Raw genomic sequence first — 11,926 nt, 5'->3', positions numbered from 1 at the left:
TTTTAGTTAAGCATACGTTAAATATTTGTTCGTAGTGCGGACTTTAGTCCGCAAGATGGAGCGGACTGAAGTCCGCACTACGAACGAACCGTTTTTATTATGGTGATCGATCGGACATGAGATCAATCATCTCGAAAAGCCGGATCGTTTTGTCGGGATGCCGGCCGGCTCGGCCCGGGTACATAAATCCTTTGCGAAGACCCGGAATTTGCGGGCGAGATGTTGGGATCTATGAATCCCAGCAGCAATTTAGAATCCGCAAAATATCTAGTCCACTGTTCGATGCTCGAATTTTTTTGCCACTGGCTGCGGGATACTCTCGATCGCAAAACCGGAACAAACTGTCGGCTGCGAGTGGCTGTAACGATCACCGTAACTTCTGTTAATCCGGGATTTTCAAGAAACTGGCGGGCGATCGACAATGCGGCTAAATCTTCCGCCTGCTGTACTAAACTTGTATAAGATTGACTGTCGTCCGAATCTAGGGTAAGATAGCTTTCCTTAGTTTCGGCTAAAGATACTGATATATTTGCTGCAAAAAATACCGTTGCTAAAATCAAGGCTGAAAATAAGCGCCGCTGCAAAATCATTATTTTTTTAACTAAATGCTGAGACTTGTCAATGATAATAAATAAAAATTAACAGCCTATTAAGCTGAGATTAAAAAAATCAGGACTCACGACGCCTTAAGACTAAAGAAACCGGGTTTTTTACGAAAATTATTCGTTGCAGCCCGCAGATTAAGTAAAAAACCCGGTTTCTGATGGAGCCTGCGTCCAGGACTGATAATATTTTGTAGAGTTGGGTTTTCTCCCAGAAATCAATCCATTACATCCGTTAAAAAATTCGTTGCCGAACTTCCTTATTCATTCAATGAAATTAACAAAATGTGCGATCGCCCTCGGTAGCAACTTAGGCGACTCCCTCGCTACACTCCAAAGCGCGCTCGCCACCCTCAACAACAGGCCAGACATTACCGTAAAATCGCATTCTAGCTGGTATCAAACCGCCCCCGTCGGCCCTCCCCAACCCGATTACATCAACGCCTGTGCCATCCTAGAAGTTGCGCTAGAACCACAACAATTGCTAGCAGCTTTATTAGAAATTGAAATAAAATTTAATCGGATTCGGCGCGAAAAATGGGGGCAGAGAACCCTCGACCTAGATTTGCTGTTGTATGATGATTTAATCCTTGAAACTCCGACACTGACTTTGCCTCATCCCCGGATGACTGAAAGAGCTTTTGTATTGGTACCTTTGGCAGAAATTGCCCCGGATTGGGTGCATCCAGTGACGAAAAGTGCGATCGACCAAATCCTGCAAACAATCAACTGTTCGGGAGTGGAAAAAATGAAAATGTAAAAATTGAACAAAATTCAGGGCCGATCGCAGTCACACAAATCAGTCCTGGACGCATAAATACCCAAAAACCTTGTAGTTTACCAATATTAAAGGCGATCGACCGCTATTTTCATAAAAAAAACAGGTTTCTGCATCAAAGAGTGCGCCAATCTAAAATCTAGAATCTAAAATCTAAAATGGTATTGGATCGCCTATGATGTCTTAAATCGGTGCAATCAAACATTATTCACTTATCGCTTATGTCGATCGGTCAAGAACTACCCCAACTCCTCAAACAGCGCCTATTTTACAAAGGGCGCAAATTTAACTTTGATGTAGCCACCCTCCGCCTTCCCAACGGTTCCGAAGGTGAATGGGAATGTATTCGTCACCCAGGCGGAGCACTGGCAGTTCCCGTCACCCCCGAAGGTAAACTCGTATTGGTGCGACAATACCGCTTCGCCGCCAAAGGGCGGATTTTAGAATTTCCCGCAGGTACTGTCGAAATCAATGAAAGCCCTGCCGAAACTATCAAACGCGAAATCGAAGAAGAAACCGGATATCGCGCTGGGAAATGGCAGGAATTAGGCAAATTTATGCTCGCCCCCGGTTATTCCGATGAAACAATTTATGCTTTTTTAGCGCAAGATTTGGAAAAACTGGAAAAGCCCCCAGCACAAGACGATGATGAAGACATGGAGACAGTTTTATTGACTCCAGAAGAATTAGAAAAAGCGATCTTAGCTGGCGAACCAATTGACGCTAAATCAATTTCTAGCTTTTTCTTGGCGCGTCCTTTTTTGACTTAAAGCAAAGTTTGTAGCCAGCCCCCGGATTCATTTATTCGCATCTTGAACCGGGGGAATGAGCGGGATGGAGACCATACAAAGCTCTGGCTTTTAACAATCCCCGGCTCGCTCCGTGGGAGTCAATCTTAAATCTCAAATCTTAAATCTCAAATCGAATGTCTGATTTAATTTTATTTTGGCACCGCCGCGACTTGCGTATTTCTGACAACATTGGACTCGCAGCCGCGCGCCAGCAAAGCCTGAAAGTAGTTGGGATTTTTTGTCTCGATCGCAATATCCTCGATCGCGACGATGTAGCGCCAGCCCGAGTCACATACATGATTGGCTGCTTGCAAAAATTAGCGTCGCGTTACAGCGAATTAGGCAGCAAATTACTGATAATTCAAGATGACCCTACTTGCGGAATACCGAAATTAGCAACAGCAATCAATGCTAAGCAAGTATTTTGGAACTGGGATGTGGAACCCTATGCAAAAGAGCGCGATTTAGCCGTATCAAATGCTCTCCAACAAGCAGGAATTCAAGTTAAAAATTTTTGGGATCAAATTCTGCACGCCCCTGAGGAAATTCGCAGCGGTACAGGACATCCCTACACAGTTTATAGCCCGTTTTGGAAAAACTGGAACAGCAAACCAAAAGCCCAACCAGTAGAGACGCTGCCGATAACTTATCTGGAAGTAATGACCGGATTAACCGCAGAAGAACAAGAAAGCGCCAATCTAGCCGGGGCAGTTGAAACACTGCCAACAGCGGCTAGTTTGGGATTTATTTGGGAAAATCCCTTAGTCATAGAACCCGGAGAAGATGCAGCACAACAAAAATTAGAAGAATTTTGCGATCGCACAATTTACGAATATCAAGAACAGCGTAATTTTCCAGCAGTTAACGGCACCTCCCAACTCAGCGCCGCCCTCAAATTTGGTGCGATCGGTATCCGCAGTGTTTGGCAAGCTACAGAGATAGTTATGGAAACTTGTCGTAGCGAAGAAGCGCGCACAAGTATCCGCACTTGGCAACAGGAAATAGCTTGGCGGGAATTTTACCAACACGCCATGTATAACTTCCCAGAATTAGCAAACGGGCCCTACCGTCCAACATTCAAAGGCTTTCCTTGGGAGAACGATGAAAAGCTGTTTCAAGCTTGGTGCAGGGGCAAAACAGGTTATCCAATTATCGACGCGGCAATGCGGCAGTTAAATCAGAGTGGTTGGATGCACAATCGCTGTCGCATGATCGTCGCTAGTTTCCTAACTAAAGATTTAATTATTAACTGGCAGTGGGGCGAAAAGTATTTCATGCAAAAATTGATTGATGGCGACCTTTCTGCTAACAACGGCGGCTGGCAGTGGAGCGCATCGAGCGGGATGGACCCGAAACCTTTGCGAATATTTAATCCCGCCAGTCAAGCTCAAAAATTTGACCCGGAAGGGGAATATATTCGGCACTGGGTGCCAGAATTGCGCCGAGTTGATACGAAATTTTTGGTAACAGGAAATATTTCGCCTATAGAACGTCGGTTGCTTCATTATCCCGATCCGATCGTAGACCACAACGAGCAGCAGCGCAAGTTTAAGGAGCTTTACAAACAACAAAAAATAGCAGATGAGGCGGCTAGAGTTTTGCCGTAATTTTGATTGAGTTGCTTGGTGTTTACCTTGAGTTAAAATATGATGTCATGTCTTGTGGATTGACTGCAATCAGTCAGGTTTGTAGTGCGGACTTTAGTCCGTAGCGTAAAGAGCGGACTAAAGTCCGCACTACGAACAAAAAAGGTTCGTAGTGCGGACTTTAGTCCGTAGCGTAAAGAGCGGACTAAAGTCCGCACTACGAATAGTTTTTGTTATGTTAATCGCCCAGAGAACCCAATAAATTCAGGTTTGTAGTGCGGACTTTAGTCCGTAGTGTAAAGAGCGGACTAAAGTCCGCACTACGAACCGATCGCGTAATTAACCCCGCCGGCGCCATTGGAAAATTTGTTGTTGCAATTCCTCGAAATTGGGCATTTTTGAGTTACCATCTCGATCGACGATATCCTTGATTTGGTCGATTAGCTCGATCGCCAGCGGTACGCCAAGCTGCAATTGTTCCAAGACATCCCGCTGAGCAAAAACGGTTTCCGGTGTCCCTTCGAGAATTAGTTTTCCTCGATCCATCACAAACACCCAATCAGCCCAGCGGTAGATGAAATCGAGGTCGTGACTTGCTAAAAGTATGGTGGTTCCGGCTGCGTGGATTTGTTGCAGCAAACCGATGAGTTGTCGCGTGTGGCGCGGATCGAGATAGGCCGTTGGTTCGTCTAGCAGTAGCAGTTTCGGCTCTAGCACCATGATATCGGCGATCGAAACTCGCTTTTTTTGTCCTAAACTGAGGTTGTGGATTGGTTCGCGGGCGAGCTCGCTTAAGTCAAATTGCTCGATCGCCCGTTCCACCTGTTGAGCAATTTCAAATTCTGGCAATCCTTGATTGTACAATCCGTAGGAGATGTCTTCTTCTACAGTGGAAGCGACTAACTGATGTTCGGGATTTTGAAAGACGAGTCCGATTTGTTGGCGCAGTTTCATCAGAGATTTGCGATCGTAGCCAAAGGGTTCGCCTTCCCAGCGAATGATTCCCTGTTGCGGTTGGTACAAGCCGTTGGCTAGCAGAAACAAGGTGGTTTTACCGCAGCCATTTTGACCGATCAGCCCGCAGCGTTTCCCGGCGGGGATTTTCAGGCTTAAATCGTGAATTGCTACTCGCGAAGTGCACGGATATGAGTAGAAAGTGCGATCGAATTCGAGAATTGATTGAGACATATATTGATAATTAGTAAAATACGTTGCTTCTGAGGAATGGGATTTCTTGTCAAAACCCACATCTCCTCAAACCCAAGTTTTCAAAATTGTTCGGCTGGAAAATTAGCAGCGCAACACATATTTTGCTGTCTCGCTCAAGTACGCTATCCTATCGTTTGTGGTTGCATGGGAATTATATATCAATACCGTTCACTTAAGAGCGTTAAGAAAGATAAAACGAGCTGAAAAATAGACAAGATTGCAAAATTCCTTTTAATCAAATTTTGGAACAGGCAAGATGCCTGTTCCACATAAAAAAACAAATTGTGGAACAGGCATCTTGCCTGTTCCTAGCTATTTTTGCAATCTGGTCTAATAGACACGCGCGATTGCTTTCATAAAAGATCGCTTCGCTAACGTTCCTTGTAATGAGAAAAAAAACTGTTAACTGAACTTTATTGAATTATAGCGGTTCTCAAAAACATGAGGTATGCCCTATGCCCGGTTTGGCCTATGCCCGGTTTGGCCTATGCCCTATGCCCGACATACCTCACCTTTTTGAGAAAGGCTATATATATTTGAATCGTCGAGAGTGCTGTAGATATCTCGCGCAGTGACGCAGCCAGATATCTACAGCACGCTGATAATTCCGATGTTACGAGATTTGATTCGATCGCAGCCATCTTGCTTGGCCGAGAATAGTTGTTGAGAAACGCTACAAAACACCGGGCGGTTAAAGCGGCGCTACTCGATCGCGCTCAACCTCTTCACGGGGGGTCGTTTTCCCATCCAAATTTGTGTCATCATCGTGGGGCGGATGTTCCGGGCGATCGCGTTTTGTAAAGCGATCGCGAGTCGAGACAATCACCACATACAGCACCGGCACCATAAACAAACTCAAGACAGTAGAAACAACCATCCCGCCCGCGATCGCATTCCCGAGCGATCGACGGCTCGCCGCCCCCGCACCTTCGGGATTAACCAAAGGCAGAATCCCCAAAACAAACGCCAAAGAAGTCATCAAAATCGGTCGCAAACGCTCCCCGGCCGCCTCAACTGCTGCGGTAGCAATTGGATATCCGCGCTCCCGCAACTGGTTAGCAAATTCCACAATTAAAATCGCATTTTTACTCGACAAACCAATCAACATCACCAAACCAATTTGGCAATAAACATCATTCGCCAAACCCCGCAACGACTGAGCCAAAAGCGCACCTAAAATCGCCAGAGGAACCGCCAGCAAAATAATGAAAGGATCGACATAATTCTCGTACTGAGCCGCCAAAACCAAGAACACAAAAACCAGCCCCAAACCAAAAATAATCGGCGCTTGACCCCCAGACTCAATTTCTTCTAAAGAAGTCCCAGACCATTCATAGCCAAAACCCGACGGCAAAACCTGAGCTGCTACCTTTTGCATGGCTTGAATCGCCTGTCCCGAACTCGCTCCCGCAGCCGGAGAGCCATTAATTTCAATTGACCTAAATAAATTGTAGTGGTTGACAGTTTGCGCTCCCACGATCGGAGTCAATTTCACCAAATTGCTCAAAGAAATCATTTCATTCTTGCCAGAGCGAACATACAATTTACCAATATCTTCAGGATTGGCGCGAAACTGCTTGTCAGCCTGCACGTACACCCGATAATTGCGCTGCTGGAGAGTAAAATCGTTCACGTACTGCGAACCCAGAGCCGTTTGCAGCGTACTGAAAATATCATTCAGAGAAATATCCAACGCCTTAGCCAGATTGCGATCGACTTCCACAATTAACTGAGGCGTATTCGCAGCAAACGTACTAAATACCTTCTGCAATCCCGGCGTCTGATTCGCCTGCTTCAAAATCCCGCCCATCGTCTGAACCATCGCATCTAAACCGCTGTTACCTTTGCGATCTTGCAGTTGAAATTGGAAACCGCCAAATTGACCTAAACCTTGAATTGCAGGCGGATTCACCGGGAAAATTCTCGCTTCGGGAATCGCGGCCAGGATACCTCCCAACTTACCAATTATTGCTTGTACACTTTGATTTTCTCCGTGACGATCGCTCCAGGATTTCAGCGTAGTAAAGATAATACCTTGATTAGAAGTGCTGCCGCTAAAACCAAAGCCACCGATAGAGAAAGTCCCTACAACCTCAGGAAGTTTCAGAATTTCTTGTTCAACTCGATCCATCACTTGGCGAGTATATTGCAGCGAAACTCCTTGGGGGCCTTGAATAATTGTCAGGAAATAGCCTTGATCTTCTTCCGGGATAAATGCTGTCGGTACTGATAGATAAAGCCAAGCTGTGACTCCCAGAGAAGCGATGAACAGCAGAGTTACGAATGTTTTAACTCCGACGAGAAATATCAAAAACTCCCGATATTGGCGCCGCATCCAATCAATAAAGGCATTAACGCGATCGAACACCCAACCCAGCGGGCCGCCAAACTTCTGCCCTCGCCGCAGCAACAGAGCGGAAAGTGAGGGCGTCAGGGTAATCGCAATAAACGTAGAAAGCGCTACCGAAAAGGCAATTGTCAGCGCAAATTGTTTGTAAAGCGCTCCCGTAGTTCCAGGGAAAAATGCCACCGGTACGAACACAGCCATCAACACTAAGGAAGTCGCAATTACAGCGCTAAACAGCTCCCGCATCGACTCGGAAGCTGCTTCGCGGGGATTCATCCCTTGACGGATCAGGCGATCGATATTTTCCACCACAATAATCGCGTCATCGACCACCAGCCCGGTCGCTAATGTGAGACCAAACAAAGATAAACTGTTAATTGTAAATCCGAAAATCTTGATAAAAGTAAACGTTCCAATCAAAGAAATCGGAATTGCGATCGCCGGAATAATCGTAGTGCGCCAGTCTTGCAAGAACACAAAAATCACAATTACCACTAGGACGACTGCTTCTAATAGCGTTTTTACGACTTCTGCCATCGACTCTTCGACAAACAAAGTGGTATCTAGCGCTACTCTATGTATCAACCCAGGAGGGAAACTTTTAGAGAGTTTTTCCATTTCTGCTTTGACGGCGTGGGCAACATTCAAAGCATTGCTTCCCGGCAATTGATAAATCCCCAAACCCACTGCATCATTGCCTCGAAATCGCAGGAAAGAGTTGTAATTTTCTGCTCCTAATTCCGCTCTACCGACATCTTTTAATTTAACTAAGGTGCCATTTGCCTCAGTTTTGAGAACAAGTTGTTCAAATTCTGCGGGTTCTTTGAGACGGCTTTCTGCGCGCAAATCTATTTGATACATTTGTCCGTCAGGGGCGGGTTCTTGACCAACTCTCCCAGCACCAACTTGTAAGTTTTGTTCGTTAAGCGCTCTGGTGATATCTTGCATTGTCAAAGCGCGAGCTGCTAACTTATTGGGGTCAATCCACAGGCGCATCGCATAGCGCCGTTCCCCAAAAATTCGCACGTCGCCAACACCTTTAATCCGCTTTAGGGCATCTGTTAAATACAAGTCGGCGTAGTTGCTTAAAAATGTGGTGTCGTATTGTTTTTTTTCGGTAAATAAGCCGATCGCCAGCAAGAGACTGCTAGATTGTTTGGTAACTCTGACTCCCGTGCGCTGTACGGTATCTGGTAGTTGCGGTTGGGCGACTGCGACTCGATTTTGGACATCAACGGCGGCAACATCTTTGTTGCGCGAGGGTTCAAAGGTGGCGGTAATGGTGCTGGTGCCATCATTACTGCTGCTAGAAGTTAGATATTTTAGCCCTTCTACGCCGTTGATTTGCCTCTCTAGGATGTTCGTAACGGCATTTTCGACAATTTCGGCACTCGCCCCGCTATAGTTGGCTGTGACGTTAATTTGCGTGGGGCTGATGTCGGGAAAGCGTTCGATCGGCAATGTGGGAATGCTGATGGCGCCTACCAAAATGATAATTAAGGCGCAGACGCTCGCAAAGACAGGCCGTTTGATAAAGAAATCTGCAAACATTATTTGGGTAATTGGTAATTGGTAATTGGTAATATCATGTCCTGTCGATTACCATAAAAAAAAGGTTCGTAGTGCGGACTTCAGTCCGCTTTCATGCTGCGGACGCCAGGACGCACTACGAACTAATATTCTTACTGTAGTGCGGACTTCAGTCCGCTTTCATGCTGCGGACGCCAGGACGCACTACGAACTAATATTCTTACTGTAGTGCGGAATGCGAGTCCGCTTTCATGCTGCGGACGCCAGGACGCACTACGAACTAATATTCTTACTGTAGTGCGGAATGCGAGTCCGCTTTCATGCTGCGGACGCCAGGACGCACTACGAACTAATATTCTTACTGTAGTGCGGAATGCGAGTCCGCTTTCATGCTGCGGACGCCAGGACGCACTACGAACTAATATTCTTACTGTAGTGCGGAATGCGAGTCCGCTTTCATGCTGCGGACGCCAGGACGCACTACGAACTAATATTCTTACTACGGTTAATCGATCTGACACGATATAAATCCTGATTTAGACTTAATACGGTACTATCCTGTATAGTGTTCCATTGGCTCTTGGGGCTGAGAGCGGACGCCAGGACGCACTACGAACCTTTTTTATTGGGGTTAATATTAACTGGCTGCGGACAAACAAGCGTTGACAATCTCGTATTGGATTCATACCTTAATTTTTTGCACTTGTTGGTAATTTATCAGCTCCCCCAACTGTTGGCTCTTGATCTGTAATCGGAGCGCCGTCAGTTAAGTTGAGAATACCTGCCACAATGATTTTTTCTCCGGCTTGCAAACCTTCGATAACTTGATAATTGTTCCCCTGAATGGTTCCTAATTTTACTGGTTTTTGCCGCGCGATTAATGGCGGCGTTCCCGGTTGGGGCTGTTCTGGTTTTTGAGCTGTGAAAACAAAAGTTTGCCCGCCCAAGCGGGTAACTGCGATGACGGGAACTAAAATTCCCGGCTGCTCTTTCCAGATGACTTTGGCTTTGACAAATTGGAGGTTGAGCAGTTCGCCGTTGGGGTTGGGAAATGTGGCTTTAGCTAAGATTGTTTGGGAATTGGCGCTGACGTTTGGGGAGATAAAACTGATTTGACCGATCGCGATCGCCTTACCTCGATCGTCCAGCATTTCTACTGGCAGCCCCAAGCGCAATTGAGGCTGACGCTCTAAAGGAATTGATAACCGCAAGTCGAGCAATTTGTTCTCTGTCAAAGTAGCGATGGGGTCGCCTTTTTTCAAGTAATCGCCGACTTTCACCGGTATGTCGCCGATGACTCCGGCGAAGGGCGCGATGACACCAGTTTCTTGCAGTTGGATTTCAAAGCCGCGCACTTGAGCTTGAGCTTGTGCAACTTGGGCGGTGGCTCGATCGATCTGCTCTTGGCGGGTACCGTTGGCTAACTGAGCTAATTTGGCCTTGGCTTGGGCGACTTCGGCTTCGGATGCGGCGATTTCTTCAGGGCGCGCGCCGTTTTGCAATTGTCGCAAGGCTTCCTGCTGCTGTTGCAAGGCTGCTGTGCGCCGATCGATCTCAGCTAGCCTATTTTTCTGCCGTTGTCCCAAGCGCCTTTGAGCTTCTAGAAGGTTGGCTTGGGCGCTGGTTTGTTTTTGGATGTATTGCTGGAGCGTGTTTTGTGACTCGGCGCCTTCTTTTGCTAAGGCTTGATATCTGGCAAGTTGCTGGGTAGCTAATTGTGCTTGGGCTTTGCTGGCTTCTATTTGCGCTCGGGCTTGGGCGATGTCTTCTAAGAGACTGCCGCTTTGGGCATCGGCGAGGTTGGCGATTGCTTGGGCGACTTGGGCTTGAGCTTGGCCAATTTGTTCTGGCCGACTGCCCGATCGCAGTTGAGCTAGATTGGCGATTGCTTGGGCGACTTGGGCTTGAGCTTGGGCGATTTCTTCTGGCCTGCTTCCGGCTTGCAATTCGGCTAAATTCGATTCAGCGGCCCTCAAATTGGCTTGGGATTGTCTTAATTGAGCTTCGGCGCTGTCGCTTTTGATCCGGGCGATGGCTTGTCCTTTGTCGATCGCATCTCCGGATTTGACAAAAATCTGCGTGACTAGCCCTTCTGTTTCCGGTTTGATTTGTACCGAACGTTTTGCCTCCAAGCTGCTGACAAATTCCGAAGTATCTTGAACAGAGCTGGTTGCAACGGTTGCGAGCTTGACTGGCGTGGCTTTGGGTTGGGTTGCTGCTGCTTGCGGGCGATTGTGACTCGATTGCCACGAGTACAAGCCGTAACCTGCGCCTGCGGTGCCGATCGCGATCGCAGCAATTAGGGGCCAGCGCGATCGGCGTTTAACAGGGCGGGGGCGATCCTCGGGGACGGTGACTAATTCCTGGGGTCGATCGCGATCGGCATCGATTGGGTGCAGTTCCGGTGTAGTAGATTTTTGCTCTTCAGCTTCAACAACCGATTCTGGGGATTTAGAATAACTCATTGGCAGCACCAGTTAGATTTTTGTAACACCTGACTTACGTAGAGTTAGGGCCAATCTTCGGCCCCCGGCTCATACCAGTGGAATCACGACAAGCCCTCAAACAGAAGGGAATCTAGAAAGTCGATTTTTTAATGGGGGAGATGTGCTTGGCTGTAGTCTGATTGGTTTTAGCCAAGCTGGGCAGCGATTATTTTTAGGAAAGTTTGCGATCCCTCAAAATTTATCACGTGCACGAAGGACTCTAAATCCTCCTTATGACTCACTTAAATAGCTCCGTTGGAGGGATTTTTTCTGGGAGTTGGCCGATTCAGGGGTGGCTGGCGAGTCAGATCGTGTCCGGCGGAGCGCAATAACAACAACGGTTCGTAGTGCAGACTTCAGTCCGCTCTCAAACGCAGGACAAACAAGATTCGTATCAAGGTTCGTAGTGCGGACTTCAGTCCGCTCTCAAACGCAGGACAAACAAGATTCGTATCAAGGTTCGTAGTGCAGACTTCAGTCCGCTCTCAAACGCAGGACAAACAAGATTCGTATCAAGGTTCGTAGTGCAGACTTCAGTCCGCTCTCAAACGCAGGACAAACAAGATTCGTATCAAGGTTCGTAGTGCAGACTTCAGT

The 11,926-nt window shown here is 47.1% G+C and carries 7 protein-coding genes; 3 read left to right on the top strand and 4 right to left on the bottom strand.

The features are described 5' to 3' along the window. Positions 1-122: 122 nt before the first annotated feature. Positions 123-590, bottom strand: coding sequence for a hypothetical protein (locus QZW47_RS04725; RefSeq protein WP_293124543.1), 468 nt, complete (start codon positions 588-590; stop codon positions 123-125). Positions 591-873: 283 nt separating this feature from the next. Between QZW47_RS04725 and folK the strand changes: the two genes are divergently transcribed. The 3 genes from folK (at position 874) to QZW47_RS04710 (ending at position 3,778) form a co-directional block, all read left to right on the top strand. Next, positions 874-1,362, top strand: a complete 489-nt coding sequence (gene folK / locus QZW47_RS04720) for a 2-amino-4-hydroxy-6-hydroxymethyldihydropteridine diphosphokinase (protein WP_293124541.1) — start codon at positions 874-876, stop codon at positions 1,360-1,362. Positions 1,363-1,601: 239 nt separating this feature from the next. Further along, complete coding sequence (locus QZW47_RS04715) at positions 1,602-2,150, top strand: NUDIX hydrolase (RefSeq protein WP_293125051.1); 549 nt, start codon at positions 1,602-1,604, stop codon at positions 2,148-2,150. A 155-nt stretch (positions 2,151-2,305) separates the two neighbouring features. Continuing rightward, positions 2,306-3,778 (top strand): FAD-binding domain-containing protein, encoded by a 1,473-nt coding sequence (locus tag QZW47_RS04710; RefSeq protein WP_293124539.1) that lies wholly within the window; start codon positions 2,306-2,308, stop codon positions 3,776-3,778. A 318-nt stretch (positions 3,779-4,096) separates the two neighbouring features. On the opposite strand, the gene QZW47_RS04705 is transcribed toward QZW47_RS04710, so the two are convergent. From QZW47_RS04705 to QZW47_RS04695, 3 genes are all read right to left on the bottom strand, one after another. After that, positions 4,097-4,945, bottom strand: coding sequence for an ABC transporter ATP-binding protein (locus QZW47_RS04705; protein WP_293124537.1), 849 nt, complete (start codon positions 4,943-4,945; stop codon positions 4,097-4,099). A gap of 712 nt (positions 4,946-5,657) precedes the next feature. Beyond that, a complete protein-coding gene (locus QZW47_RS04700; RefSeq protein WP_293124535.1) occupies positions 5,658-8,864 on the bottom strand; it encodes an efflux RND transporter permease subunit in 3,207 nt (1,068 codons plus the stop codon). Between the two features lie 668 nt (positions 8,865-9,532). After that, positions 9,533-11,308: an efflux RND transporter periplasmic adaptor subunit gene (locus QZW47_RS04695; RefSeq protein ID WP_293124533.1), complete on the bottom strand. Its 1,776-nt coding sequence runs from the start codon at positions 11,306-11,308 to the stop codon at positions 9,533-9,535. Between the last annotated feature and the right edge of the window lie 618 nt (positions 11,309-11,926).

The sequence above is a fragment of the Microcoleus sp. bin38.metabat.b11b12b14.051 genome (assembly GCF_013299165.1).
Lineage (GTDB): Bacteria > Cyanobacteriota > Cyanobacteriia > Cyanobacteriales > Microcoleaceae > Microcoleus.
The sequence above is the reverse complement of the archived record's forward strand: the minus strand, read 5'-3'. Positions and strand labels throughout refer to the sequence as shown.

Excerpts from the sequence above, each read along its gene's own strand:
- QZW47_RS04715 (WP_293125051.1), top strand. The coding sequence starts at position 1,602 with ATGTCGATCGGTCAAGAACTACCCCAACTCCTCAAACAGCGCCTATTT.
- QZW47_RS04725 (WP_293124543.1), bottom strand. The coding sequence starts at position 590 with ATGATTTTGCAGCGGCGCTTATTTTCAGCCTTGATTTTAGCAACGGTA.
- folK (WP_293124541.1), top strand. The coding sequence starts at position 874 with ATGAAATTAACAAAATGTGCGATCGCCCTCGGTAGCAACTTAGGCGAC.
- QZW47_RS04695 (WP_293124533.1), bottom strand. The coding sequence starts at position 11,308 with ATGAGTTATTCTAAATCCCCAGAATCGGTTGTTGAAGCTGAAGAGCAA.
- QZW47_RS04700 (WP_293124535.1), bottom strand. The coding sequence starts at position 8,864 with ATGTTTGCAGATTTCTTTATCAAACGGCCTGTCTTTGCGAGCGTCTGC.
- QZW47_RS04705 (WP_293124537.1), bottom strand. The coding sequence starts at position 4,945 with ATGTCTCAATCAATTCTCGAATTCGATCGCACTTTCTACTCATATCCG.
- QZW47_RS04710 (WP_293124539.1), top strand. The coding sequence starts at position 2,306 with ATGTCTGATTTAATTTTATTTTGGCACCGCCGCGACTTGCGTATTTCT.